We start from the raw sequence: 25,219 nt of genomic DNA on the forward strand, positions 1-25,219 counted from the left end.
CGCACGATTAACTTCGGTATCATTTCACGTTAACATAGAAAACCATCTTCCCATCTTTGTAGAAGCCCCTCGCAAAGATGTAAGCCTCCTCACCCTCTCCCACAAGCGATTCCATGACAGCTTTCATATCGAGAAAGAGGAAGAAAACGTCGTTCTTTGCAGGCGTGATATCGAGATCTCTGGGAGAAAATTGCTCGCTTTTCAGAACGACTGTGTCTCCCTCTGTGCAAATCGATAATCCATTTTCCAGAACAAAACACCTGCCTTCCTTCCTGTACTGAACTCCCGCGGTTTTTAAAGCGTTTTCCACTGCATCAGGGGTTTTCAGCCTGGCTTTTGCAACAACTTCGAGATTGGTGGGAGTGGATCCGGCTATCAGGTCCATAACCGCTGAAGATACATTCGCACTCAAGAACATTGGAGGTTCGAGTTCTTCAAAGAGATTTTTGACAACTTTCTCAATGTCCGATTCGGGAAGTTGAACAGGTAGATTCTCGCTTTCTATAGAAAATCCAGCGCTGGAGAGAACATCCAACAGTCCATCGTAATTCTCCGTGTTGAAAATCACCGTCAATTCTCCGAACGTGTAGTAATCAGATGGGACTTTCCTTGGCTGTCCTACTTTTTCGAGGAAGTTTCTGGAAGTATCATCCGCTGGAGCGATTTCCACCTTTATCGAGAGATGATCACCCGCGGATTCTTTTGTACTCACAACGGTGAAGGAATACTTCTCACCTTGCAGTAAACCGTAGCCAAAGAAATCTGCGGTCTTCAGAGTGTCGGGAATCTTCCCTCCACCTTTCAAAGAAGCGTTCACTGCTTTAGCTGTTCCTAAGAAGAGATACCCATCTTTTTCAACAACGACCACATCTTCCGTTCCCAGCAGATCAACCACAAGAGACTTTATGCTGTCTTTCAGTTTCTTTGCCTTTTCAGAAGGTCCCAGAACGAAGCAAGTGTCTTCGCTGTCGAGCTGTACAAAGAGAAATTCGTGAGAGAGGAGATCGTAGAAGTCGGAAGGCTCTATATCCCTGCTGAGAAGCTGGGACTCCAGAACACCTTGTATCATCATCTCAAGACCGAGGCTCTCTGTCAGGAAACGGCCGGTAGGAAGGCTTTTGATCTCGGAGTAGAACTCTGATAAATCCTTCACATATCGAATCACCTTGAAATTCTCCGGTACATAGTTTAATATTTGTGAAAAAGAGAGGGCCGTGAGAATCAGCAGGATAAAAATTATCCCTTTCTTCATGTTCAGAACCTCCTTCTTTTTTCTTCACCAAAACTTATGATAACACAGGAAAGGAGGTAGCACGTTGAGAAAATCTCTCGAGATAGGAAAATGTGTTGTTCTGGAAGTGCTGACACCAAGAGGCACAAATCTGGGTAGGTTCATGGAGTTCACCGAAGAAGCCTGGAAGACTGGCATCGACGCGTTCACGGTGACCGACATGCCGATGGGAAGAGTGAGAATGGCTCCCTGGGCTGCTTCCCACCTTCTTGTGGAAAGCGGAAAAGATGTTCTCATGCATTTCACGAGGAACACAAGGAATATGATAAGAATACAATCTGACCTTCTGGGCTGTCATGCCCTCGGAGTGAAGAATCTGCTTCTTCTGTCTGGGGACAATCCTTCCCACGGTGATTACCCTGAAACGACCTCCGTTAACGATATAGATATCTTAGACCTCATAAGACTCACAAAGCTCATGAACGAAGGAACAGATCTTGCCGGAAACAAGATCTATGGAAAAACCGATTTCTTCGTCGGTGGTGCGCTGAACCCTTTCAGTGATAAGGATATAAAAAGAGCTAAACAGAAGATTGAAGCCGGTGTGGATTTCCTTGTCACCCAGCCACTTTTCAACAGCGAGGTGGCAAAAAAGATCAAGGAAGAACTGAACACGAAAATTCTCGCTTCTATAGTCTTCTTTGAAAACGCAAAACAGATGAGCTACTTCTCGAACGTTCCTGGAATAGAAATACCCGATGAGATAGTGAATTCCGCGGAGAAGGGTGACGATTACCTGAAAGAAAAAAGTTTTGAAAGTGTACTCAGATTCGTTGAAGAGACAAAAGGTGTACTGGATGGTTTCTACATAGTGGCCATAGTGAAAGATCTCGAAAAAATCAGGAAGGTGGTAGAAATTGCCAAAAGTTGAAATAGACCCCAGCGAGATAAAGATTCCAGACAACGTTTTGAAGGCAAAGCTCGGTTTTGGAGGAGCAGAGGAGATACCTGAAGAATTCAGGAAAACGGTGAACAGGGCTTACGAAGAGCTTCTCGATGCGGCAAAACCTGTGGTTCTGTGGCGAGATTTCGAGGTGGACGGTTCTCTCTCTTTCGACGACATGGAACTCACGGGTGAACTTGCAACGAAACACCTTTCTGGGAGTAAGATCATCACAGTTTTTCTTGCGACCCTCGGAAAAAAGGTGGACGAAAAGATAGAGGAATACTTTAGAAAAGGAGAGGATCTTCTCGCGTTTTTCATCGATGGAATCGCTTCAGAGATGGTGGAGTACGCTTTGAGAAAGGTGGATGCGGAGCTCAGAATGAAAAGATCCAACCTGGAGGGAAGTTTTAGGATTTCACCCGGATATGGAGACCTTCCACTTTCCTTGAACAAAAAGATCGTCGAAATTTTCAAGGAAGAAGTGGACGTCAATGTGATCGAAGACTCCTACGTGCTCGTTCCCAGAAAAACCATCACAGCGTTCGTGGGCTGGAGGGAGAAGAATGAGAAACAGACGTGAGGTTTCAAAATTGCTTTCAGAAAGGGTGTTGCTCCTAGATGGTGCTTACGGAACAGAGTTCATGAAGTACGGATACGATGACCTTCCCGAAGAGCTGAATATAAAAGCACCCGATGTGGTGCTGAAAGTTCATAGAAGTTATATAGAGAGTGGATCGGATGCCATTCTGACGAACACGTTCGGTGCCACAAGGATGAAACTGAGAAAACACGGCCTGGAGGACAAACTGGATCCTATTGTGAGAAACGCTGTGAGAATCGCAAGAAGAGCAGCTGGAGAAAAGCTTGTTTTTGGAGATATCGGACCGACGGGAGAACTTCCCTATCCACTCGGAAGCACTTTGTTCGAGGAATTCTACGAGAACTTCAGAGAAACCGTGAAGATAATGGTCGAAGAAGGTGTGGACGGAATCATCTTTGAGACGTTCTCGGACATTCTCGAGCTGAAAGCCGCTGTGCTTGCGGCAAGGGAAGTATCCCGGGATGTTTTCCTGATTGCCCACATGACGTTCGATGAGAAGGGAAGAAGTCTCACAGGGACAGATCCCGCAAACTTTGCCATCACGTTCGATGAACTGGATGTCGATGCCCTCGGTATAAACTGTTCACTCGGGCCCGAAGAGATCCTTCCCATTTTTCAGGAACTGTCCCAGTATACAGACAAGTTTCTCGTAGTGGAACCGAACGCGGGAAAGCCCATCGTGGAAAACGGGAAAACCGTGTATCCTTTGAAACCACATGACTTTGCCGTTCATATAGATTCCTATTACGAACTCGGTGTGAACATATTCGGAGGCTGTTGCGGAACCACTCCTGAACACGTGAAGCTCTTCAGAAAAGTTCTCGGAAACAGAAAGCCTCTTCAAAGAAAGAAAAAGAGAATATTCGCTGTCTCTTCCCCTTCAAAACTCGTGACGTTCGATCATTTCGTCGTCATAGGAGAGAGGATAAACCCGGCAGGTAGAAAGAAGCTATGGGCGGAGATGCAGAAAGGAAACGAAGAAATTGTGATCAAGGAAGCGAAAACACAGGTGGAAAAAGGCGCGGAAGTACTCGATGTGAACTTCGGGATAGAATCTCAGATAGACGTACGATACGTGGAAAAGATCGTTCAGGCACTTCCGTATGTTTCGAACGTTCCTCTCTCCTTGGACATCCAGAACGTCGACCTCACAGAGAGAGCGCTCAGAGCCTATCCGGGAAGACCTCTTTTCAACTCGTCCAAGGTGGATGAAGAAGAACTCGAAATGAAAATAAACCTGTTGAAGAAATACGGAGGTACACTCATCGTACTATTGATGGGAAAAGACGTTCCAAAAAGCTTCGAAGAGAGAAAAGAGTACTTCGAAAATGCTCTGAAAATCCTGGAGAGACACGATTTCTCAGACAGGGTGATCTTCGATCCAGGAGTTCTGCCTCTCGGTGCAGAAGGAAAACCGGTAGAAGTATTGAAGACTATAGAATTCATTTCAAGCAGGGGTTTCAACACGACTGTTGGTCTTTCCAACCTGTCTTTCGGCCTTCCTGACAGAAGCTATTACAACACCGCTTTTCTCGTTCTTGGAATATCTAAAGGCCTGAGCTCTGCCATCATGAATCCCCTCGACGAAACACTGATGAAGACCTTGAACGCTACACTTGTGATACTTGAAAAGAAGGAACTTCCCAGGGCTGAAGTGAAGGAAGAAAAACTGGTTGAAATCATACTCTCCGGGAACCGGTCGGAACTCGAGAAGCTTGTGGAGGATTTTCTGAAGGAAAAAGATCCTCTTTCCGTCATAGAAGAACACCTGAGACCAGCGATGGAACGTATTGGAGAACTCTACGATAAGGGAAAGATCTTTCTTCCGCAACTCATCCTCGCCGCTCAAACGGTGAAACCCGTGTTCGACAAACTGACATCGATGCTTCCATCAGACAGTCAGGGTGAAACGTTCGTCATTGCAACAGTCAAGGGTGATGTGCACGACATAGGAAAGAACATAGTGGCGTCTGTCATCAGAAGCAGCGGGTACCGCGTGGTGGACCTTGGAAAGGACGTGGACACATCGGAAATAGTGGAAGCCGTGGAAAAAGAAAGACCCGTTGCACTCGGTCTGTCTGCAATGATGACAACCACCGTCGGCAGAATAAAGGAAGTTGTGGAAAAGCTCAAAGAAAAGAACCTGAAAATCCCTGTCATAGTGGGTGGTGCTTCCCTGAACGAAAAACTAGTAAAAGAACTTGGAGCGGACTATTACGCAAAGAATGCTTCCGAAGCGGTAAAAATATTGAAATCTCTCGGGAGATGAGAGTGTGGATACCATTGTCGCTGTAGCTACCCCTCCCGGAAAAGGAGCAATAGCGATTCTCAGGTTGAGCGGTCCAGATAGCTGGAAGATCGTTCAGAAACACCTTCGGACGCGATCGAAAATCGTTCCACGAAAGGCAATCCACGGCTGGATCCACGAAAACGGAGAAGATGTGGATGAGGTAGTGGTCGTTTTCTACAAATCACCGAAGAGTTACACAGGAGAGGACATGGTAGAGGTGATGTGCCACGGAGGACCGCTCGTGGTGAAAAAGCTGCTGGATCTCTTCTTGAAATCTGGAGCGAGAATGGCTGAACCCGGCGAGTTCACAAAACGAGCTTTTTTGAACGGGAAGATGGACCTCACTTCAGCGGAGGCTGTGAGAGATCTCATAGAGGCGAAAAGTGAAACTAGTTTGAAACTCTCCCTGAGGAACCTCAAGGGAGGATTGAGAGACTTCGTTGATAGCTTGAGAAGAGAACTCATAGAAGTCCTTGCTGAGATACGGGTAGAGCTCGATTATCCAGACGAGATAGAAACGAACACAGGCGAAGTGGTGACCAGACTGGAGCGAATAAAAGAAAAGCTCACAGAAGAACTGAAAAAAGCAGATGCGGGTATTCTTCTCAACAGAGGACTCAGGATGGTCATCGTGGGAAAGCCCAACGTGGGAAAATCTACTCTTCTGAATCGACTTTTGAACGAGGACAGGGCGATCGTCACAGATATACCCGGAACAACAAGGGATGTTATCAGTGAAGAAATCGTCATAAGAGGAATTCTTTTCAGGATAGTCGACACAGCGGGTGTGAGATCGGAAACGAACGATCTGGTCGAGAGACTGGGGATAGAGAGAACTCTTCAGGAAATAGAGAAAGCTGACATAGTACTGTTTGTGCTCGATGCTTCTTCACCACTTGACGAAGAGGACAGAAAAATCCTCGAAAGGATAAAGAACAAACGCTATCTTGTGGTGATAAACAAAGTAGATGTGGTGGAGAAGATAAATGAAGAGGAGATAAAAAACAAACTCGGAACAGACAGACACATGGTGAAGATATCTGCCCTGAAAGGAGAAGGACTTGAAAAGCTGGAAGAATCCATCTACAGAGAAACTCAGGAGATCTTTGAAAGAGGTTCTGATTCTCTCATCACAAATCTTCGACAAAAACAGTTGCTTGAAAACGTTAAAGGATATCTGGAAGACGCTATAAAGTCTTTGAAGGAAGGAATGCCGGTTGATATGGCTTCTATAGATCTAGAGAGGGCTCTCAATCTTCTCGATGAAGTGACAGGAAGGAGCTTCAGGGAAGATCTGCTGGATACCATATTCTCCAATTTCTGCGTTGGAAAATGAATGAGGGGAAGGGTTTCCCCTTCCCCTATCACTTGACCTTCTCTTTGAGGGCTTTTCCGGGTTTGAACTTCGGGACCTTTCTTTCGGGAATGGTGATGGGTTTTCTTGTCTGAGGATTCACGCCTTTTCTTGCAGCGGCCTTCCTCACTTCGAAGCTTCCGAATCCAACGATCTGAACCTTTTCACCCTTTGCGAGAGCTTCTGTGATCGTTTCAAGGATGGTGTCGAGAATCAATTTTACATCCTTTTTCTTCGCACCTGCTTTCTTTGCCACCCTGTCGATGAGTTCCTTCTTGTTCATGAAACCCCCTCCTTTCTAGGGTTGTAAAGCACTCTTCTCACTGCTTGTAAATATACCATTTTACAGCGGGGTGTTGCAAGCCCCTTTAGAAAAGCACTTCGAAGTCTGAAAGTTCTAAAATCCCCATAAAAAGCGGGATTTCGAAAAATAGGACAAAAATTAGAATCAGTTACAGAAAATTTACAAAATATCCAGGACCCTTCGTGCTATCTCAGTACTACCAATGACCCTTGCTATTTCCTCTAGGGATGCAGAACGAATATTCTCCAGGGAACCAAAGTGTTCAATGAGCTTTTTCTTTCTGATGGGACCTATTCCGGGTACATTGTCAAGAACAGACCTGAGTGATTCTTTCTCCCTCCGCTTTCTGTGGTAACTCACAGCGAATCTATGTGTTTCGTCTCTTATCTGAACGAGAAGCCTCAAAACCGGGTGATCGTGTGGAAGGTGTATTTCTCTGTTTTCAAAGACAACGGTCTCTTCCTTCTTCGCGAGGCCAACCACAGGACAGTCCTTTCCTATTTCCTTCAACGCTTCGATAGCAGCGTTCACCTGACCTATTCCTCCATCCACGAACAGAAGATTCGGAAGCGGGTGTTTCGAATATCTTCTTTTCACAACTGTTCTTATCGATTCGTAATCATCGGGATGATCCTGTTCGATCTTGTAACGTCTGTAATCGCTCTTTTTGGGAAATCCATCTTCAAACACCACCAGAGAAGCCACGGTGTATTTTCCCTGAAGATGAGAAATATCGATCCCTTCTATCCTGTACGGAAAATCCTTCATGTTCAGGAGCTTCATCAATTCTTCGAGCGCTTCCTTCCTCAATCCTCTCATTTTTAACTCGTTTTCCAGGTTTTTCTTTGCTTTCTCAAGAAGATCTTCTTCTGTGGTGGAGCGTGGCGGTCCTACATACTCAAAACCGAGAGACGAGTAATCCATTTCGTCCAGATCACTCTCCAGAATGAGAGTTTTCGGGATATCACCTCTCCCAGATATGTAGTATTCTCTGATGAAATCTTCCACACTTCCCCCTTCCATTTCAAAGGAGATCTTTCCCACCAAGTAACCATTCCTGACTCTCAGAACCACGAACAGGTCGTGTGCATGGACCAGAACATCACAATTGATATTTTCTTCAAAAACCACACCCTGAGATTCCAGAACATTCGACAGATTCAAAAGAAGGTCCCTGTACTTTGCAGCGTTCTCAAAATCGAGCATTTTGCTGTGAGTTTCCATCTTTTCTTTCAGATAATCGAAGACTTCTTCCATGTTTCCCGAGAGAAACTCTCTCAGCTTTCTTATTGCTTCTTCATGCGATTCTATGTTTCCAATGCACGGGCCGATACATCTGCCAAGATGGTAAAGAAAACAGGGCCTCTTTATCCTTTTCAAATCGGATTTACAGGTTCTGAATCCCATTATTTTCTGAAGGATTTCCAGCAGATTTCTGACGAATTGAACACTGGTGTAGGGGCCGAAGTACGTTCCATCCCTCAGTTTTCTCTTCACGATCTCAACGTACGGTATCTCGTCATCGGATATCCTGATGTAAGGATAGAAATTCGTGTCTTTGAGACGAACGTTGTACTTCGGCCTGTACTTCTTTATGAGATTCGCCTCGAGTATGAACGCTTCCCTTTCGTTCATCACAACGATCGTTTCCAGTTCGTCAGCTTCTTCGACGATTCTGAACACTTTCTCCGTCTGGGGATTGAGGTAACTCCTCAATCTACTGGACAATCTCTTTGCTTTTCCTATGTAGATGGGAACACCTTTGTTTTTGAAGATGTAAACACCAGGTTCTTCAGAAGCGAGGAGTATCTTCTTTCTGATCTTCTCTTTCAAAAACCTTCTTCACCTCCTCTTCACTCAAGAATCTGTACTCTCCAGGTTTCATGTCATCGGGTAAAACGAGTCCACCGATTCTTGTTCTCTTCAAGTGCACTGTTTTTAGACCCACAGCGGCTGTCATTCGTTTGATCTGATGATACTTACCCTCCGTTATAACTATCTTCAACGTGTCGTTCGACAGCTTCTCCACGCACTTTGCCTTCGCGAAAAAACCATCCCTTAAAGTCACACCATTTTTCAACTTTTCTATCTTGTCTTCTGTGACTTCTCCTTCTACCTTCACAATGTACTCTTTTTCTACAGACCATTTCGGTGAAATCACACGATGAGCGAAATCACCATCGTTCGTTATTATCAGGAGACCTTCGGCATCTTTGTCGAGTCTTCCAACGGGGAAAATTCCTTTCAATGGAGGGAGAAATTCCATGATGGTTTCCGAATGTGGATCTTTCGTGCTGGTCACGTATCCTGAAGGCTTGTAGAAGAGAATGTAAACCTTTTTGTGAAATCTCACCACCTCACCATCGAGCGCAACTGCGTCGTTCTCCAACACAGGATGTCCAGGATCGAGCACTACTCTCCCGTTAACGGTCACCCTGCCCTGTTTTATCAGTTTTTTCACTTCTTTTCTCGTTCCCACACCACTATTCGAAAGATACCTGTCCAGTCTCATTGTTTCTTCCTGTCCAGGTAGATTATGAGGTTCGAAATATCGGAAGGATTTATTCCCGGGATTCTCATGGCCTGACCGATGGATCTTGGCCTGATCTTCTTCAATTTATCTCTCGCTTCTGTGGAGAGATTTGGAACCGCGTCGTAATCTAAATCGTGTGGTATCTCGTAATTTTCATACTTCTCAAAGACGGCGACCTCTTCAAACATCTTCTGAATGTATCCCTCGTATTTCACATTTATTTCCACCTGTTCCACAACTTCCGGATCGTCTATAGGATTCGGATCCAGAAACTTCAGCGCACTGTAACTCAATTGAGGACGTTTCAAGAGCTGATATAGGGAGACCGACTCTTTGAGAGGACTGGTTCCCAGAGAAGTTAAAAGATCGTTGACCCTGTCAGAAGGTTTCACAATGACCTTCTTCAAACGTTCGATCTCTTCGTTTATTCTACGCTCAAGACTCAGCACCTTTTCGTAGAACCACTTGGGAATCAGCCCCACCCGATAGCCGTACTTTGCCAGGCGCAGATGAGCGTTGTCATGGCGTAGAAGAAGACGATACTCAGCCCTCGAAGTGAGAAGCCGATATGGTTCATCCACTCCCTTTGTTACCAGATCATCTATCAGAACACCAATGTAAGCCTCAGATCTCTTCAAAATGAGAGGAGGCTCTCCCCGGAGTTTGAGAGCAGCGTTTATACCAGCGATTATGCCCTGACCAGCCGCTTCTTCATATCCGCTCGTCCCGTTCACCTGACCTGCGAAATAGAGATTCTCCACAAGCTTGGATTCAAGTGTGGGATAGAGCTGCCTGGGATCTATGTAGTCGTACTCTATCGCGTAGGCAGGACGAGTAACGATTGCGTTCTCGAGTCCTTTCACGCTTCTTATCATCTTTATCTGTGCTTCATAGGGAAGACTCGTACTCAAACCGTTCAGATAGTATTCCTCCGTGTCTCTTCCTTCTGGCTCTACGAAGACTTGATGCGATTCTTTGTCTTTGAATTTGACAACCTTGTCCTCTATAGAAGGACAGTACCTTGGTCCTATTCCTTCTATGAGTTTGACCGTTCCATAAAGGGGCGAAAATTCCAGATACTGTTTTATTATGCTGTGGGTTTCCGGGTTCGTTCTGGTCAGCCAGCAGGGGTAATCCTTCGGGAGAACTCTCGGTTCGTCAAAGAAGGAAAAAGCAAGGGGTTCATCCGAGGTGTCCTGCCTTTCCATAACGGAAAAGTTTATAGAGCGCTTCAACACACGAGCCGGCGTTCCTGTTTTGAATCTACCAACTTCGAATCCCAGTTCTATGAGACTTTCCGTGAGTTTTGTCGCTGGAAACTCTCCCATACGACCCGCTGGGAACGTGGAACGGCCGATGAATATCTTTCCCCTCAGAAAAGTCCCTGTTGTCACGATCACGGCTTTTCCCAGGTAGTCTATCCCGTAATTGTCTACAACTCCCTTAACTCTTCCCTTCTCCGTTAGAATCCTTTCAACGATACCGTGTCTCAACACTATGTTCGGATTCGTTTCCAGCTTTCTTTTCATCGTTCTGCTGTACGAAATCTTGTCTATCTGAGCCCTCAAAGCCCTCACAGCGGGCCCTTTGCTCACGTTCAGCATTCGCACGTTTATCATCGTCTCGTCGGTGGTTTTGGCCATCTCTCCACCGAGAGCGTCTATTTCACGAACCACAACACCCTTTGCCGGACCACCTATGGCGGGATTGCACGGGGCCCATCCCACGGTGTCCGGATTCACCGTGAGGACAAGTACTCTGAAACCCATTCTGGCAGCCGCAAGAGCCGCCTCTATTCCCGCATGACCGGCTCCCACAACGATCACATCATAGACACGATCGTCCTCAGGCCTCAAACCAATCACCTCATGCCAGTCTGATGGGCATCACTATGTAAAGGTATCCAGAAATATCGAGTGGATTTATCTGACATGGACTGGTAGAATCAACGAAGTTCATTTCGATTTCTTCAGTCTCAATGTGCTTCAAAACGTCCTCGATGAACTTCGGGTTGAAAGCGATCACGAGATCTTCCCCTTCTTTTTGAACCTCAATCTCATCAACCACTTCACCATAATCCGGGCTCTTGCTCACAAGTCTCATAACGTTTTCTTCTATTTCGAACTTCACGGACTCGCTTCCCTTGCTGGCAATCACCATCACCCTCTTCAAAGATTCCCTGAGTTCTTTTCTGGAAACCACCACTTTCGTTTTGAAAGTTTCGGGGATCACCCTTTTGTAATCGGGAAATTCAGCGTCGACCACTCTCATCACCGTTTCTACATCATTTGTCGACAGAGAAACCCTTCTTCCATCGTACCTCACCGTTATAGTCGGCTCCGTTGTGTTGTCCAGCACGTTTTGAACTTCTTTCATGCTCTTCAAAGAGAGCAAGAAACTCGCCTCTTCCTCGTTTTCTATCTGCTCTTCAGCAAGTGCAAGTCTGAAACCATCACTTGCAACCAGCCTGAGAAGATTCTTGTGGAGTTCCCAGAAAACTCCATTCAGATTTCGCATGAACTCGTCTTTGGCAGCGGCGAAGATGACCTTTTCAACCATTTCCTCGAGGAGCGAAGTGTCAACTTCGAAGGTTATTCCAGACTCGGCAGGCGTTATCTCTGGAAATTCGTCCGCGGGCATGGTGGTGATCCTGAAAACGGTGCTTCCAGAACTTATAACAAGAGCATCCCCCTCTAAAGAAAGTTCCGTTATCTCATCTGGGAGAACCTTGACCATCTTCTGAATGACATCTCCTGGTACCACAAAACGTGCCTCACCGGAGATTTCAGCGGCATTCACGGTTGCTTTGACTCCGGTCTCGAGATCGGTCGCGCAGATGTAGAAATTTCCATCTTTCACTTCGAAAAGAAATCCAGCAAGAATGGGTTTCACGGATTTCTTTGCGAGCGCTTTTGAGGCGATGGTTATTTTGTCTTTCAATTCAAGAGTCGTGACGGTTACTTTCATCGTCTCACCCCCATTAGAATTTTAGTATCAGTTTCAAAACCCAATAGACAGCCGCGGAAGTCGCAGCCACCGTTGGTACTATGAGAAGCCAGGATATAACGATGTTCTTCAACACACCAACGTTCACCATCTCAAGCCCTCTGGCGAAGCCAACACCCGTGACAGCTCCCACCACAACGTGTGTCGTGGAGATAGGAAGCCCTAGTGACGAAGCGAGTAGAACCGTCGTCGCAGTGGAAAAATCCACTGTGAATCCCCTGGAATTTGTGAGCGTAGTTATCTTTTCACCCACCGTTTCCATGACCTTCTGTCCAAGGAAGAACACACCGAGCGAGATACCGATTCCCCCAAGAAGAAGCGCCAGAAACGGAATCTCGACGGTTTTTGGAACAACACCCGTTGACGCAACGATCATGACCGCCGCTACAGGGCCCGCCGCGTTGGCAACGTCGTTGGCTCCATGAGAAAAAGAAACGTAGCATGAAGTGAGAATCTGAGCGCGCTTGAACACATTTTCAACCGCATCGTACACATCTTTCTTTTCGTTTATCAACTTTCTCACAGCGAAGTGAACCACAAAAAATGTTACGAGAGAGAAAGCGATACCGAGCAGAAGAGATTCACTAAGAGGCTGTTTGAGCGTCTTTTTTACAAAAAGAGATATCATTGTGAAAATCGCAAGAGATATGAAAAACGGAATAGCGACAGTGGAAGATTTCTTCGGATTTTTTGTGTGGAACACCGAAAGAGAGATCAGTTTGAACATCACAAAGGAAATCAAACCGCCGAGAACAGGTGAAACAACCCAGGAAAGTACTATGAAGAGAAACGTTTTCCAGTTCACGCCATTTATACCCACCGCCACAAGACCGAATCCCATCATTCCTCCGACTATAGAATGGGTGGTGGAAACGGGATAACCCCAGTTGGTCGCTATCAGAATCCAGAATGAAGCTGCGATCAAGGCTGACAGTGCACCATACATGAGTTCTACCGGTTGAACTTTCTCCACTTCCACTATTCCTTTGACGATCGTCTGGGAGACATGGGAGCCGAACATAACTGCTCCAAGAAACTCGAGAAACATCGCTATAAGAGCTGCCTGTCTCACAGTTATAGCCCTTGCCCCAACAGCTGTCGCCATGGAGTTCGCCACATCGTTGGCTCCTATGGAGAAAGCCATGATGAAACCAAGTATGCCAGCTATGATGAGTATTGTCACGTTATTCCCTCCTCACCTAAGGATGGAATTTATCCTCTTTGTGATATCTTTGCCCTGATCGGCAATCTTTGAAATAAGTCTTGCCACTTTGTTCAAGAAAATCAGATCTACCGGATTCATACTGTTTTTGAGGGAATAGAGTTTTTTACCAAGATTCCTCGATATTGTGTCGACTTCCCTCTCCTCCATGGACACGTCAAAGATTTCTCTTTCTTCCTTTTCTTTTTCAAAAGGTGAAAAACCGCTCTCCGCGAGTGTGCGAAGCTGTTCGATTGCCTCGGTGGTTTCTCTGATAGTATCCAGAACGTTTTCAACGAGTTCTGCGAATAACTCTTTGATATTCTCCGGTACATCTTCAACTCTGTTCATGTCGAGCATGATGACGATGTCCCTGACAACGTCAAGAATCTCATCCGCTTTGTGAACTATGTAAAGAAAGTCGTCTTTTTCGAAGTAGGTGTACTTCATTTTGAGATACATCTTCTTCAGCTTTGATTTGATCTCATCTGACTCTCGCTCCAGAGAGATTACACGATTGAGGTGACCTTCCCCGAATTTTCCGGTGAAGTAATCCTCGATGGCATCCTTGAGAAGCACGACGGCCGCTTCGCCTCTTCTGGAAAGATTTATGAGAAGATCGATGGGAGACTCCTCCGGGAGCATTTTTTCTATGAACCTCATACTCTCACCCCTTCTTTCAAAAAAGCGCTCTTTAAGATGATCTCAACGAGTTCCTCGAACTCGATTCCTCCCGCTTTCGCGCTCGCTGGGAGATCACTGGTTTCCGTTAGACCCGGTACCGTGTTGATTTCCAGAAAGTAGAACCTGCCATCGCTGAAAATACCATCCACCCTCCCAAAACCTCTGCAACCAGCTTCTACAAACGCTTTGAGAGCCATTTCCTTGACAAGGCGTTCTTCTGAAGGATTCAAAGGAGCAGGAAGAATGAACTCCGTTTCACCTTTCGTGTACTTCGCAACGTAATCGTAGAAACGACGCTTTGGTCGCAACTCAAGAACGGGAAGAATTTCGAAGCCCTTTTCCGTTTCTAAAATAGACACAGTCATTTCCCTGCCGGGGATGTACTTTTGAACAATCACACTCCCATATCGTGGTAAATCTTCCTTGAGCGCGTGTTGAAACTCTTCATCCGATTCACAAACGAACACTCCTATGCTTGAACCCTCTCTCCTCGGTTTTACCACACAGGGATACCCAAGGGGAGAAGTTTTCATGAATTCCTTGATCTCCACAAAATCAGGTATCTCGACGGTGCCCTTTAAAAACCTGTAAGTCACGAGTTTATCAAAACATATCATGCTTGAAAACGCATCGGACCCGGTGTATCTGATCCCCAAAAAATCCAGAATTGCCTGAAGCGTTCCATCCTCACCGAAAGTTCCATGGAGAACGTTGAAGACCACATCAAAACTTTTCAACTGATCCACTTTCTTGAGAAAATCTTCTCTAACGTCAAAAACGGTGTGTTCATACCCGAGTTTTTCAAGAGCCTTTTTTACCCTTTCTCCGCTTCTCAGAGAGATTTCCCTTTCCCTCGACACTCCTCCCATCAGGAGAGCCACTCTCACTGTCTTTCCTCCCCAGGAATATTTTTCCATCGTCTATGACCGCAATTTCATCGTTTTTCACGCTTCTGGTTTTACCACACTCGCATTTCAAATAGAAGCCGTATTTTCCAAAAGAGAGCCTCATTTCCTTTCCACACGAACATTTCTGGTTCGTCGGAAAATCAACCACAATTCTGTCGTTCCTGTCGAACACACTGGAAAAGGATTCATAAAACTCCCGCAGAACGATTTTGTCTGTTTTCTTACCCTGTTCGACTTCATCGAGGTCCTTTTCCATTTCAGCTGTGAAGGAAACGCTAACAACATCAGAGTACTTTTTCTCCAGATAATCCATGACAACGCTTCCAACGATCGTTGGATAGAGATAGCCCCTGATCTTTTTTATGTAACCCCTGTTCAGCAAAAGCTTTATCGTGGACGCATATGTGCTGGGACGACCTATACCGAGTCTTTCCATTTCTTTTACAAGAGAACCCTCTGTGTACCTTGGTTTCGGTTTGGTTTCCTGTTCCTCTATTTTTACAACCACCGGTTTCACAGATTCTCCCTCTTCGAAAGGAAACTCTCCCGTGTTTCTTTCCGTCTTCCACACCTTTTCGTACCCATCGAAAATCTTCTTCAGCACCGTTCCCTTGAATCTGTACTTCCCATCCTTTGTTCTCAGGACAAAACGAGTTTCCTCGTATTGAGAAGGCTTCATTTGCGATGCGAGAAATCTCTTCCATATCAACTCGTAGAGTTTTTTCTGGTCAGAATTCAGGTATTTTCCCGCTTCTTCAGGTGTCATGAAAACGTTCGTGGGACGAATCGCCTCATGCGCATCCTGTATTTTTGCGTTGCTCTTTCTCCTTTCTCTCTTTGAACCAACGTACTCTTCTCCAAAGACCTCCGTTATCAGATTTCTGGCTTCTTCTTTCGCGTAGTCCGAAACACGCGTTGAATCTGTTCTCATATAGGTTATGAACGCGATATGCCCATCTTTTGTTTCCACGCCTTCATACAACTGCTGGGCAATCATCATGGTTTTGGAAACGGAGAAACCCAGTTTAGAATACGCTTCCTGCTGGAGGGTACTGGTTTTGAAGGGTTCTGGAGGCGCAAACTTTTTCACAGAAACCTTTTTCTCTTCTACAACGAGTTCGTCTATGCTCTGGATTTCTTTCAACGTTTCAGCGTCGAAGAACTTCTTTTCTTTCACATCTATTTCTGCTGTGAGACCATCGAAATTGACGGTGATCCTGTGGTACTTCTTTGGCACAAACCTGAGGATTTCTCTCTCTCTGTCACAAACGAGCTTCAAGGTTGCTGATTGGACTCTACCAGCGCTCAAATTGGATTTGAAGTTTCTCCAGAGAACCGGACTCAGAGAATAACCAACGATCCTGTCTAAAATCCTTCTTGCAAGCTGCGCACGAACTTTCTTCATGTCAATCTCTCGAGGATTCTTAACGGCTTCTCTTATCACACGAGGAGTGATCTCAGAGAACACGATCCTGTTCTTTCTCCCCAGTGTGTTCGTTACCCTGGCTATGTGCCAGGCTATGGCTTCCCCTTCTCTATCCATATCAGAAGCGATGAGCAGTTCGCCTTTTTTTGCAAGATCCTTCAGCTTTTCAACTACCTTCTCTTTCCCTTTTATCACCGCGAATTCCGGTTCGAAATCCTTTTCCAGATCCACACCGAACTTGCTCTTGGGAAGGTCTATGATGTGCCCCATCGAAGCGAATACTTCGTACTCATTCCCAAGAATACTCTTGATCGTCTTCGCCTTGGCAGGAGATTCAACAACGATATATTTCTTCACTTTCTTACTCATCAGTTCCTCCACCTCTTAAAAAGATTCTTCTTCCCAAATTCCTGTCGTACTCCGTCCAACCCTGATTCGATTCGGAACTTTCCATAACCTCGATGAATCGAGCTATCTTGGAATCCAGGTTCTCAACGTGATGAACTATTAAAGCCTCTATCGTCTTTGGAACCACGGGTGAACCCCATTCGAGCTCTCCGTGGTGCGAAAGAATTATGTGCTCTAACTCGAGGATCTTGTGCTCTGGAATAGACAATTTCTTCGCCATTTCTCTAACCATAGCCGCCCCTATTGCTATATGCCCTTTCAACTCCCCTTCGGTAGTCACTTCGATCCCGGATTCTGTGATTCTGTATTCTTCCACCTTTCCAACATCATGGAGGAGGGCACCAGTTATGAGAAGATCTCTATCGAGGGAGTAATATTTACTGATCTCTTTGCAAATCTCAGCGACCGTGACGCTGTGCTCTAGAAGTCCTCCTATGTAGGCATGATGTACTCTCATACCCGCCGGTGATCTGAAGAATTTTTCGGAGAACTCTTTATTTTCAAAGAATGCCTTCAGAAGTTTTTTGTAGTGTTGATCCTTTATTTGATCCAGAAGGACAAAGAGCTTTTTCTTCAAAATCTCCAGGTCTTTTTTCGACTGTGCGACGAATTTCGTGTAATCGTACTCGTCGCTCTTCAGAATCTTTATGGCACCGTAATCGTTATCCACGTTTATCTGTATCCTGTTCTCAAAAAATACCACTCTGCCCTTCACTCTGACGACGTTTCCTTCCTTCAGACGCTGATCGTTGAGTTCAGCGTTGTACCAGTCCACAGCCCTGACGGTTCCCGTCCTGTCCTCCAGTGTCATGATCAGGAATTTCTTACTGTCTTTTGTTTCCTGGAGTTTTTTACTCCTAATCTTCAAGATAATTTCTACGTTGTCGTTGATATGACTTTTCAAATCCTGAACAAACAGTTCCTGTTTTAGCAGATCTCTTGGCATCAAATCACCGAGTTTCAAACCAACCACTTCCCTTCTCGTCAATCAATTTCCTCAAAAGTTCAAAGTCCTCTATGGGATGAGAGAAAACACGACGTGTTCCATCACTTAAATAAAAAACAATTGACATCCCGTACCTTTCAACTCTCTCAATCGAAGAAAGGTCAAACGATTCCTTTCCCAGAATCAGTCTGCTTTTTTCTACATCGATCACTATCTCTTTTTTGAAGAGTGAGAACACCCATACACCAAAGATTATATCCAAAATCAGAATGGAATATCGCAAGACTGAATGGAGAGGTTTATAAAAAAGGAAAATTGTGAGGTCAAAGCTCACAACCCATAGCAGAATCATGATGAACTTATACCAGAAAGGGACCCTGAATCTTATTACAGCCATAAATAATGCGGGCCAACAGCCCGCTCACACCTCCGAAACTTGTCCAACGTACTTTTTCACTTTCCCAGACTTCAAACAGGATGTACAGACTCTCATCCTTTTAATCGTTCCATCTGGAAGCACCACTCTTACTTTCTGGAGATTGGGTCTGAACCATCTTCCTGACTTCTTGTCTGAGTGACTAACGGTGTTTCCGGATCTAGGAGCTTTTCCGCACACTTCACATCTCTTTGCCATGATCATGCCCTCCCGTGAGTCTGATTTCTCTCTCCAAGAGTATACCATAACTATCTCGAATACTTCATGTACTCCCTGATCTTTCTTTCCATTTCCCTCTTTTTTATCGCTTCTCTCTTGTCATACTTCTTTTTTCCTCGAGCAACGGCTATCTCCACTTTTGCAATCCCGCGATCGTTGAAGTATATCTTCAGTGGAACTATCGTTACTCCCTCTTCCTGTACCTTACCCATGAGTCTCTTCAGTTCTCTTTTGTGAAGAAGCAGTTTCCTCGGCCTTTCAGGATCGTGGTTGTAAACTCCACCGTGACTGTAGGGTGGAATGTGTAAATTCAAAAGGTAAAGCTCCCCGTTCTTGAATCTACAGAAGGAATCCTTGAAATTGACTGAGCCGTTCCTCAGGGATTTCACTTCCGTTCCTGTGAGAACGATTCCCGCTTCGTAAGTTTCCAGGATCTCGTAGTCCGTGTAGGCTTTTTTGTTCGTGGCAACAACCTTCACCATCTCACCCCAGCCAGATACCTTCAAAATGGTCTATTCCTTCCGGGGTCACCCTCACAAAATCAACCCGCGCTGGTCCTTTTAATTTGTTCTGAATCATGTAAAATCTCGCTGTCTGTTCCAGGTTCCTCACCTTTTTGAGATCTATTCTTTCAAGAGGATCCACTTTCCCACTTCCGCTTTTGACTTCCACGAAAACTATCTCTCTCCCATCGCGCGCCACTATGTCTATCTCACCGTACTTCGTTCTGTAGTTTCTTTCAAGAATTTTGTAACCTTTTTTCTTCAAAAATTTACATGCGAGTTCTTCCGCTTCCTTCCAGTCCATCATCTGTGGATTCCGGGGACTTTTATGTGACCGTCTTTTTCTTCCGGGAAGTTCTTCTTTATGAGGTCCCGCATTTCAAAGAACCTCGGATCTCCTTTTCTGAGTTTGGCGCTGTCCTCAACGGGTGTGTACATTGGCTCCACACCCTCCACGTCGACTTCGTTGAGGAGCTCCACGTAATCGAGTATCTCCTGAAAATCTTTCATCAGACTTTCTCTCTGGTCTTCGGAGAGTTCTAACCTTGCCAGATTTTCAAGATGAAGTACCAGGTCCTTTGTAACCTTTATCATTTTTTAAAACCCCCTTCAGGTCATCTTTTGAAACTTCAGAAGCTTTTATGTTCTCACTCTTGAGTTCTTCGTAAAGTTCCTCACGAAGAATCTTCACATGCCTTGGTGCCTCTATACCAATTTTAACAGAATTTCCTTCTATCTTCAGGACAGTAATCACTATGTCCTCACCAATCACGATCTTTTCCCCTACTCTTCTAGTGAGAACCAGCACGTTATCACCCCAGCAATCTGTATGCACCGCCGTCGAACCAGATCATTCCCATCAGTTCCATCTCCGATATCACCCTGAGGACCTCCGAAACGCTCCACCCCAATTCTTCAACAAGCTCATCGACTGTTTTTGGCGAACTTCTCAACAGATCGTAGATCTTCTTTTTGTCATCATCGAGCGATGGGGAAGCGATTCTTCTGATTCCAAAATGAGTTTCAAGGTCTTCCTCGTCGGTGAGGGGATAGGCACCTGACTTTATCAGATAGTTCGTACCTTCGCTGGTCTTCCTATCTATATCACCGGGAACGGCGAACACATCACGACCGCTTTCCAGAGCAAACTTCACCGTTATGAGTGCACCGCTTTTGATGGGAGCCTCTGTGACGATGATCGCATCAGAAAGACCCGCTATGATTCGATTTCTCGCTGGAAAATGATGTTTTCGAGCACGAGTTCCCATTGGATACTCACTGACAACACACCCGTTTTTCACAATTTCATGGAAGAGTCGTTCGTTCGATCGCGGATAAACAACATCCACTCCTGTGCCGAGAACCGCCACCGTCTTTCCTCCAGAACTCAGGGCTTCCTTGTGTGCAACGGAATCTATTCCAAACGCCATGCCGGAAACGATCACAAAGTATTCGCTCAGCAGTTTAACAAAGCGCTTTGTGACATTCACTCCATAACTTGTGGGTCTTCTTGTTCCCACAACTCCCACACACTTTTCTTTCAAGAGCTCAGCATCGCCCCTCACAAAAAGAACAGCTGGCGGATACCTGATCTCCCTCAAGTGCTGGGGGTAGTCATCTTCCCAGAACGAAACGAGCTTCACATTGTGTTTCCTTATCAGTTCCTTTTGCCTTTCTAATTCTTCTTTTCCGCACTTTTCAAGAAACTTCCTCGTCTTTTTTGGATCCGCGTTCTTCAGAAATTTTTCGAGAGGTAACTCCGGTTCCAGTTCCCGAAGATGGAACTCACCACGATGAACGAGCAGAGCCATCTCAAGAGGAGACATTCTTGTACTCCTCGAGAATCTTCTTTATCTTCTCTTCGACACCCTGAGGTCTTCCGGGGAGACACCTGTTCGTTTCCGCCTGACCCTTCACGATCGCCTTCGCGTAGGCTTCACACCCGGCAAAACCGCACGCGCCACAGTTTATTCCAGGAAGAACCTCCGTTATCATCTTCACACGTGGATCTTCTTCCACCTTGAATCTTTGCGCAGAATAGGCAAGAAAAGCCCCGAACCCAAAACCCAGAACAGCGAGCAAGAGCGTCGAGTAGATGACTTCCAACTCCTTCACCTCCTCACAGCTTCACCATTCCCTGGAATCCCATGAAAGCAAGCGAAAGAAGTCCCGCGGTGATGAGGGCTATGGCGGTGCCTTTGAAAGGCTCCGGCAGATCGTAGAGATCCATTTTTTCCCTTATTCCGGCGAATATCACAAGAGCAAGAGCGAATCCAAGACCAGATCCCAGTGCGTGGAAGACCGCCTCAACAAAGTTGAGCTTCATGAGACTGTTCAAAAGCACCATACCGAGGATCGCACAGTTTGTGGTGATGAGAGGCAGGAAAATACCAAGCGCTTCGTAGAGATCCGGGCTGGTTTTCTTCAAAAACAGTTCGACGAACTGGACGAAAGAAGCGATGACGAGTATGAAGACGATCGTTCTCAGAAATTCAAGTCCTGTGGAGATAAGGAGCTTGTCCAGAAACCAGCTGATGGCAGCAGAAACCGTCATAACGAACGTAACGGCTATACCCATTCCTGTTGCCGTTTCCAACCTTTTGGAGACCCCCAGGAAGGGACAAATCCCGAGAAACCTCGCCAGAACGAAGTTGTTCACGAATATGGCAGAAAAGAAGAGCAAAAACACCTTCATTTCGCTTCACCTCTTTTCTTTCTCCTGATGCCGATGTAGGTGAAGAGTGCAGAGAGAAGACCGAGTGTTATGTAGGCTCCCGGTGGAAGAATTTCAAGAAATATCTTCAACTCCCACACTTTGTAACCGAAGATCGTACCGTTACCGAAGAGTTCTCTGACGCTTCCAAGGAGAACAAGCGAACCTGTGAAACCGAGACCCACTCCCAGGCCATCGAGCATGGAATCCAGAACACCATGCTTGGAAGCGAACGATTCCGCCCTTCCCATTATGATACAGTTCACCACTATGAGAGGAATGAAAAGTCCCAGGGTCTTCCACAGATCGTAGGCAAAACCGTGCATGAGGAGATCTATCATGGTAACGAAAGACGCGATAACAACGATGAATATAGGAATTCTGATCTTATCAGGAACGATCTTTCTTATCAGTGAAATAACCACGTTTGACATGGTGAGAACGGCTGTCGTAGCAAGCCCCATCCCCAGACCGTTGATGGCACTCGTGGTGACGGCGAGTGTGGGACACATTCCAAGAACCTGAACATAAGTGGGATTTTCTTTTATGATCCCCTTAGTTAATTCTCTCAAGCGGCTCATTTCGACACCTCCTCGAGGTACCTGTACATGAGATTCAGAGCGGTCACCACGGCCCTTGGTGTGATCGTTGCTCCCGTCATTACATCGCTTACCTTCACAATACCCTGCTTTTTCAACTCCTCAGGAGAACCCTTCGGAAGTCCCGCATCTTTGTCGACCCTCAGGCCGTTCTTCAGTCCTTCGGGTGGAACTGGAAAGAAACGCCTCTGTATACTTTCTTCTCCTATCTTTGCGCCGAGTCCAGGCGTCTCCTGAGAATAATCTATTACTCTCACGGAATTGAGCATGAATCCATCTTCCGTTTTTATAAAACAGGCTACAACGGTCACGTTTCCTCCAAAACCGGGTGCGTATCCCGACAGAACGTATGCGTTTCTGCCATCCTTCGTCACGAATTCATACAAGGGACCAAGGACTACCCCTTCTTTGTACTCTTTCAGAACAACCGTTTCTATGCCTGTTTTTTTGACGATTTCCTCGATTTCTTTTTCATCCACCAGATAATCTCCCGTGAGGGGATCTTTCAGAACGAATTTGATGGCGCTCAACTTAGCTGCGTTATCCGCTTCCTGGATCTTTCCTTTGACTCCCACATACACGAGTCCAAGAAAGAGTCCAGAAATAGCCGTGAAAACCATCAGAATCAATCCAGTCTTCAGGATATCCTTCATTTTTTCACCTCACCGAAGATGCGCGGTCTGGTGTACCTGTCTATCAGGGGAACCAGTGCATTCATGAAAAGGATCGAAAATGAAACGCCTTCAGGATACGCTCCAAAGAGTCTTATAGCCATCGTGAGAACGCCACATCCAATCCCGAAGATCACCTGTCCCTTCGCGGTGATGGGACTCGTCACCATATCGGTGGCCATGAAAAGTGCACCGAGCATGAGACCACCACTGAGGAGGTGAAAGAGAGGATCACCGTACCTTGGATTCATCAAATAAGCTATCGAAGAAAACACAAGAACAGTTCCTATATAGGAGACAGGAATGAATATCTTCACTCTCTTTCTCAAGAGAAGATAGATGAAACCAATTATGAGAAGAAGTGCACTCGTTTCACCTAAGGATCCTCCAACCTTACCTATGAACAGATCCCAATAGGGTGTGAAAACACCGTGTTCCTTGAAAAGTGCAAGAGGAGTTGCTGCCGTTACCACATCCGCTGGAGATTTCCAGAATCCTGCCCCGGGTACAACCCAGGTGGTCATGTAAGTGGGAAAAGAAATGAGCAGAAACGCTCTTCCGACGAGCGCAGGGTTGAAAATGTTCTGGCCGAGTCCTCCGAACACGTGTTTCCCGATCCCCAGAGCGAAAACGAGTCCCAACAAAAAAGCCCAGAAAGGAAGCCTTGTGCTCACGTTCATCGCCAGAAGCAGTCCTGTCACTGCCCCGCTGCCATCCGGGACGAAATCCTTCACTCCTCTCAGGTATCTCATGACGAATATATCGAACAGCTCACCTATCACCGCTCCTGCGATACAGAGAAATAGAGCATACCATCCGAAGAAATAAGCCGCCCCAATAACCGCTGGTGATAGGGCTATGAGCACATCCAGCATGATCTTTCTCACATCATCCTCTTCTCGAAGGTGTGGAGCGTAAGCGCTTATCAGCTTCATCTTCTACCCCTCCTTGTGGCGCGATACACTGTTTTTGCGAGTTTTATGTACCTTACGTGTTCTATCTTCGAAGGACAGGTGTAGGTACACGAGCCGCACTCTATACAGTCCATCAAACCGTTCTCCACCGCTTCGTCATACTTTTTCTTCGTGGAGAGGAGATAGAGAAGATAAGGCTGAAGGTTCATCGGACACACCTGAACACATTCACTGCATCTAATACAGGGTTTCTGGGGTTGAGGTTTCTCAGGAAGAAACGCTGTTATTCCAGAAGTTCCTTTCATAACTGGGATGTCCAGATTTGTGATGGATATTCCCATCATTGGACCACCAAGGATGACACGCTCCGTGTTCTCATCTATTCCACCACAGTAATCGATAACATCCTTCACAGGTGTCCCTATCCTGACGACCAGATTTTTCGGATTTTTCACGGCATCACCGCTGACTGTCATACCTCTTTCCACGAGCGGTTTTCCATCGACAACCGCTTCCTTCACTGCGACGCAGGTACCGACGTTCTGAACCACCACTCCAACATCCATTGGAAGGCCTCCCCTCGGTACCACCCTTCCGGTTATCGCGTATATGAGCTGCTTTTCTGCACCCTGCGGATATTTGGTCTTGAGAAGAGCAACATCGACGGGATACCCCTTGAAAACCTTCTTCAAATTGTGGTACGCATCCATCTTGTTGCTCTCCACACCGACTACGGCTTCTTGAACGCCCAGAACCTTCATCATTATCAGGATTCCCTGGAGGATGTCCTCGGCTCTTTCCAGCATGAGTCTGTGATCTATCGTGAGAACGGGTTCACACTCCGCCCCGTTGACGATCAAGGTATCCACTTTTTTCTCGGGAGGAGGTGAGAGTTTAACGTGGGTTGGAAACATCGCTCCACCCAGACCAACGATTCCCGCTTTTTTGATGATTTCCAGGATTTCCTCCTTCGACATACGTTCAAAATCTCCAGTTTCCATGTGAACCCACTCATCGTCAGAGGTTCTTTCTATAACGATCGCTTCGATAGGCTTTCCAAGGATTGGATGAAGGATTTTTTTTATCTCGATCACCTTTCCTGTCACGGGAGAGTGAAGATAAGCGGAAATGAAACCCTCAGGCTCTCCTATGACCTGACCGGTCTTCACTTCGTCACCAGGAGAAACTACTGGTTTCGCCGGGTTCCCCGCGTGATTGGAAAGAAAGACGAAAACCTTCTGAGGTAGAGGTGCCCTTTCAATGGGTTTATCTTTCGACCATTCCTTCAATTCCGGGGGATGAACCCCTCCCTTGAAAGTAAGCACA

General features: G+C 46.0%; 27 protein-coding genes. 4 read left to right on the plus strand and 23 right to left on the minus strand.

Annotated features, from left to right (window positions below; genetic code table 11):
- Nucleotides 1-19 precede the first annotated feature (19 nt).
- Nucleotides 20-1,252, minus strand: a complete 1,233-nt coding sequence (locus tag TRQ2_RS03460; RefSeq protein WP_012310678.1) for a hypothetical protein — start codon at nt 1,250-1,252, stop codon at nt 20-22.
- Nucleotides 1,253-1,316: 64 nt separating this feature from the next.
- Here TRQ2_RS03460 and TRQ2_RS03465 point away from each other — a divergent pair, with 64 nt between their 5' ends.
- From TRQ2_RS03465 to mnmE, 4 genes are read left to right on the plus strand one after another with little or no spacing between them, the layout of a single operon-like run.
- Nucleotides 1,317-2,162: a methylenetetrahydrofolate reductase gene (locus TRQ2_RS03465; protein WP_012310679.1), complete on the plus strand. Its 846-nt coding sequence runs from the start codon at nt 1,317-1,319 to the stop codon at nt 2,160-2,162.
- Complete coding sequence (locus TRQ2_RS03470) at nt 2,149-2,757, plus strand: vitamin B12 dependent methionine synthase activation region (protein WP_012310680.1); 609 nt, start codon at nt 2,149-2,151, stop codon at nt 2,755-2,757. The genes TRQ2_RS03465 and TRQ2_RS03470 overlap by 14 nt, the downstream gene beginning before the upstream one ends.
- Entirely contained in the window at nt 2,741-5,047 is a 2,307-nt protein-coding gene (locus TRQ2_RS03475; protein ID WP_012310681.1) for a homocysteine S-methyltransferase family protein, read from the plus strand. Before TRQ2_RS03470 ends, TRQ2_RS03475 begins: the two co-directional genes overlap by 17 nt.
- A 4-nt stretch (nt 5,048-5,051) precedes the next feature.
- Nucleotides 5,052-6,404 carry a tRNA uridine-5-carboxymethylaminomethyl(34) synthesis GTPase MnmE gene (mnmE, locus tag TRQ2_RS03480; protein WP_012310682.1) on the plus strand — a complete coding sequence of 451 codons (1,353 nt, stop codon included), beginning with the start codon at nt 5,052-5,054 and terminating at the stop codon, nt 6,402-6,404.
- A 28-nt stretch (nt 6,405-6,432) separates the two neighbouring features.
- On the opposite strand, the gene hup is transcribed toward mnmE, so the two are convergent.
- The 22 genes from hup to rsxC all read right to left on the minus strand — a co-directional run bounded on the left by hup (nt 6,433) and on the right by rsxC (nt 25,218).
- Nucleotides 6,433-6,705: a DNA-binding protein HU gene (gene hup / locus TRQ2_RS03485; RefSeq protein WP_004082970.1), complete on the minus strand. Its 273-nt coding sequence runs from the start codon at nt 6,703-6,705 to the stop codon at nt 6,433-6,435.
- Between the two features lie 180 nt (nt 6,706-6,885).
- Nucleotides 6,886-8,559 (minus strand): excinuclease ABC subunit UvrC, encoded by a 1,674-nt coding sequence (gene uvrC / locus TRQ2_RS03490; RefSeq protein WP_012310683.1) that lies wholly within the window; start codon nt 8,557-8,559, stop codon nt 6,886-6,888.
- Nucleotides 8,519-9,238, minus strand: coding sequence for a pseudouridine synthase (locus TRQ2_RS03495; protein ID WP_012310684.1), 720 nt, complete (start codon nt 9,236-9,238; stop codon nt 8,519-8,521). Before TRQ2_RS03495 ends, uvrC begins: the two co-directional genes overlap by 41 nt.
- Nucleotides 9,235-11,115 (minus strand): tRNA uridine-5-carboxymethylaminomethyl(34) synthesis enzyme MnmG, encoded by a 1,881-nt coding sequence (gene mnmG / locus TRQ2_RS03500; protein ID WP_012310685.1) that lies wholly within the window; start codon nt 11,113-11,115, stop codon nt 9,235-9,237. The genes TRQ2_RS03495 and mnmG overlap by 4 nt, the downstream gene beginning before the upstream one ends.
- 10 nt (nt 11,116-11,125) lie before the next feature.
- Nucleotides 11,126-12,226 carry a DNA polymerase III subunit beta gene (gene dnaN, locus TRQ2_RS03505; RefSeq protein WP_012310686.1) on the minus strand — a complete coding sequence of 367 codons (1,101 nt, stop codon included), beginning with the start codon at nt 12,224-12,226 and terminating at the stop codon, nt 11,126-11,128.
- A 13-nt stretch (nt 12,227-12,239) separates the two neighbouring features.
- Nucleotides 12,240-13,448, minus strand: coding sequence for an inorganic phosphate transporter (locus TRQ2_RS03510; protein WP_012310687.1), 1,209 nt, complete (start codon nt 13,446-13,448; stop codon nt 12,240-12,242).
- Between the two features lie 12 nt (nt 13,449-13,460).
- On the minus strand, nt 13,461-14,129 hold the full coding sequence (locus tag TRQ2_RS03515; RefSeq protein ID WP_012310688.1) for a DUF47 domain-containing protein: 669 nt from the start codon (nt 14,127-14,129) through the stop codon (nt 13,461-13,463).
- On the minus strand, nt 14,126-15,037 hold the full coding sequence (locus TRQ2_RS03520; protein ID WP_010865083.1) for a D-alanine--D-alanine ligase: 912 nt from the start codon (nt 15,035-15,037) through the stop codon (nt 14,126-14,128). The genes TRQ2_RS03515 and TRQ2_RS03520 overlap by 4 nt, the downstream gene beginning before the upstream one ends.
- Entirely contained in the window at nt 14,952-16,853 is a 1,902-nt protein-coding gene (gene topA, locus TRQ2_RS03525; protein ID WP_004082962.1) for a type I DNA topoisomerase, read from the minus strand. Before topA ends, TRQ2_RS03520 begins: the two co-directional genes overlap by 86 nt.
- Entirely contained in the window at nt 16,846-17,856 is a 1,011-nt protein-coding gene (locus TRQ2_RS03530) for a 3'-5' exoribonuclease YhaM family protein (protein WP_008193805.1), read from the minus strand. Before TRQ2_RS03530 ends, topA begins: the two co-directional genes overlap by 8 nt.
- Nucleotides 17,857-18,259: 403 nt before the next feature.
- Nucleotides 18,260-18,472 carry a 50S ribosomal protein L28 gene (gene rpmB / locus TRQ2_RS03540; protein WP_008193812.1) on the minus strand — a complete coding sequence of 71 codons (213 nt, stop codon included), beginning with the start codon at nt 18,470-18,472 and terminating at the stop codon, nt 18,260-18,262.
- 50 nt (nt 18,473-18,522) lie between these two features.
- On the minus strand, nt 18,523-18,975 hold the full coding sequence (gene smpB / locus TRQ2_RS03545) for an SsrA-binding protein SmpB (protein WP_011943280.1): 453 nt from the start codon (nt 18,973-18,975) through the stop codon (nt 18,523-18,525).
- A 1-nt stretch (nt 18,976) separates the two neighbouring features.
- Entirely contained in the window at nt 18,977-19,303 is a 327-nt protein-coding gene (locus TRQ2_RS03550) for a YraN family protein (RefSeq protein ID WP_004082957.1), read from the minus strand.
- The gene (gene gatC / locus TRQ2_RS03555) at nt 19,300-19,590 is read right to left on the minus strand and encodes an Asp-tRNA(Asn)/Glu-tRNA(Gln) amidotransferase subunit GatC (protein WP_004082956.1); all 291 of its coding nucleotides are present in this window, start codon (nt 19,588-19,590) and stop codon (nt 19,300-19,302) included. The genes TRQ2_RS03550 and gatC overlap by 4 nt, the downstream gene beginning before the upstream one ends.
- Nucleotides 19,553-19,804 (minus strand): carbon storage regulator CsrA, encoded by a 252-nt coding sequence (csrA, locus tag TRQ2_RS03560; protein ID WP_011943281.1) that lies wholly within the window; start codon nt 19,802-19,804, stop codon nt 19,553-19,555. Before csrA ends, gatC begins: the two co-directional genes overlap by 38 nt.
- A 4-nt stretch (nt 19,805-19,808) precedes the next feature.
- Complete coding sequence (dprA, locus tag TRQ2_RS03565) at nt 19,809-20,822, minus strand: DNA-processing protein DprA (protein ID WP_004082954.1); 1,014 nt, start codon at nt 20,820-20,822, stop codon at nt 19,809-19,811.
- Entirely contained in the window at nt 20,809-21,102 is a 294-nt protein-coding gene (locus TRQ2_RS03570) for an RnfABCDGE type electron transport complex subunit B (protein ID WP_004082953.1), read from the minus strand. The genes dprA and TRQ2_RS03570 overlap by 14 nt, the downstream gene beginning before the upstream one ends.
- A gap of 13 nt (nt 21,103-21,115) precedes the next feature.
- Nucleotides 21,116-21,691: an electron transport complex subunit RsxA gene (gene rsxA / locus TRQ2_RS03575; protein ID WP_004082952.1), complete on the minus strand. Its 576-nt coding sequence runs from the start codon at nt 21,689-21,691 to the stop codon at nt 21,116-21,118.
- A complete protein-coding gene (gene rsxE, locus TRQ2_RS03580; RefSeq protein ID WP_004082951.1) occupies nt 21,688-22,290 on the minus strand; it encodes an electron transport complex subunit RsxE in 603 nt (200 codons plus the stop codon). Before rsxE ends, rsxA begins: the two co-directional genes overlap by 4 nt.
- Nucleotides 22,287-22,961: an RnfABCDGE type electron transport complex subunit G gene (locus TRQ2_RS03585; RefSeq protein WP_004082950.1), complete on the minus strand. Its 675-nt coding sequence runs from the start codon at nt 22,959-22,961 to the stop codon at nt 22,287-22,289. The genes rsxE and TRQ2_RS03585 overlap by 4 nt, the downstream gene beginning before the upstream one ends.
- Nucleotides 22,958-23,914 carry an RnfABCDGE type electron transport complex subunit D gene (locus tag TRQ2_RS03590; protein WP_004082949.1) on the minus strand — a complete coding sequence of 319 codons (957 nt, stop codon included), beginning with the start codon at nt 23,912-23,914 and terminating at the stop codon, nt 22,958-22,960. The genes TRQ2_RS03585 and TRQ2_RS03590 overlap by 4 nt, the downstream gene beginning before the upstream one ends.
- Nucleotides 23,911-25,218: an electron transport complex subunit RsxC gene (gene rsxC, locus TRQ2_RS03595; RefSeq protein WP_012310689.1), complete on the minus strand. Its 1,308-nt coding sequence runs from the start codon at nt 25,216-25,218 to the stop codon at nt 23,911-23,913. Before rsxC ends, TRQ2_RS03590 begins: the two co-directional genes overlap by 4 nt.
- Nucleotide 25,219: the final 1 nt, after the last annotated feature.

It is taken from the genome of Thermotoga sp. RQ2 (assembly GCF_000019625.1).
In the GTDB taxonomy this organism is placed as follows: domain Bacteria; phylum Thermotogota; class Thermotogae; order Thermotogales; family Thermotogaceae; genus Thermotoga; species Thermotoga maritima.

Coding starts and splice junctions, on each gene's coding strand:
- hup (WP_004082970.1), bottom strand. CDS start 6,705: ATGAACAAGAAGGAACTCATCGACAGGGTGGCAAAGAAAGCAGGTGCG.
- smpB (WP_011943280.1), bottom strand. CDS start 18,975: ATGGTGAAGGTTGTTGCCACGAACAAAAAAGCCTACACGGACTACGAG.
- dnaN (WP_012310686.1), bottom strand. CDS start 12,226: ATGAAAGTAACCGTCACGACTCTTGAATTGAAAGACAAAATAACCATC.
- gatC (WP_004082956.1), bottom strand. CDS start 19,590: ATGATAAAGGTTACAAAGGACCTGGTACTTCATCTTGAAAATCTGGCA.
- TRQ2_RS03495 (WP_012310684.1), bottom strand. CDS start 9,238: ATGAGACTGGACAGGTATCTTTCGAATAGTGGTGTGGGAACGAGAAAA.
- TRQ2_RS03550 (WP_004082957.1), bottom strand. CDS start 19,303: ATGATGGACTGGAAGGAAGCGGAAGAACTCGCATGTAAATTTTTGAAG.
- rsxE (WP_004082951.1), bottom strand. CDS start 22,290: ATGAGCCGCTTGAGAGAATTAACTAAGGGGATCATAAAAGAAAATCCC.
- TRQ2_RS03585 (WP_004082950.1), bottom strand. CDS start 22,961: ATGAAGGATATCCTGAAGACTGGATTGATTCTGATGGTTTTCACGGCT.
- TRQ2_RS03460 (WP_012310678.1), bottom strand. CDS start 1,252: ATGAAGAAAGGGATAATTTTTATCCTGCTGATTCTCACGGCCCTCTCT.
- rpmB (WP_008193812.1), bottom strand. CDS start 18,472: ATGGCAAAGAGATGTGAAGTGTGCGGAAAAGCTCCTAGATCCGGAAAC.
- dprA (WP_004082954.1), bottom strand. CDS start 20,822: ATGTCTCCTCTTGAGATGGCTCTGCTCGTTCATCGTGGTGAGTTCCAT.
- topA (WP_004082962.1), bottom strand. CDS start 16,853: ATGAGTAAGAAAGTGAAGAAATATATCGTTGTTGAATCTCCTGCCAAG.
- TRQ2_RS03590 (WP_004082949.1), bottom strand. CDS start 23,914: ATGAAGCTGATAAGCGCTTACGCTCCACACCTTCGAGAAGAGGATGAT.
- rsxA (WP_004082952.1), bottom strand. CDS start 21,691: ATGAAGGTGTTTTTGCTCTTCTTTTCTGCCATATTCGTGAACAACTTC.
- TRQ2_RS03515 (WP_012310688.1), bottom strand. CDS start 14,129: ATGAGGTTCATAGAAAAAATGCTCCCGGAGGAGTCTCCCATCGATCTT.
- TRQ2_RS03475 (WP_012310681.1), top strand. CDS start 2,741: ATGAGAAACAGACGTGAGGTTTCAAAATTGCTTTCAGAAAGGGTGTTG.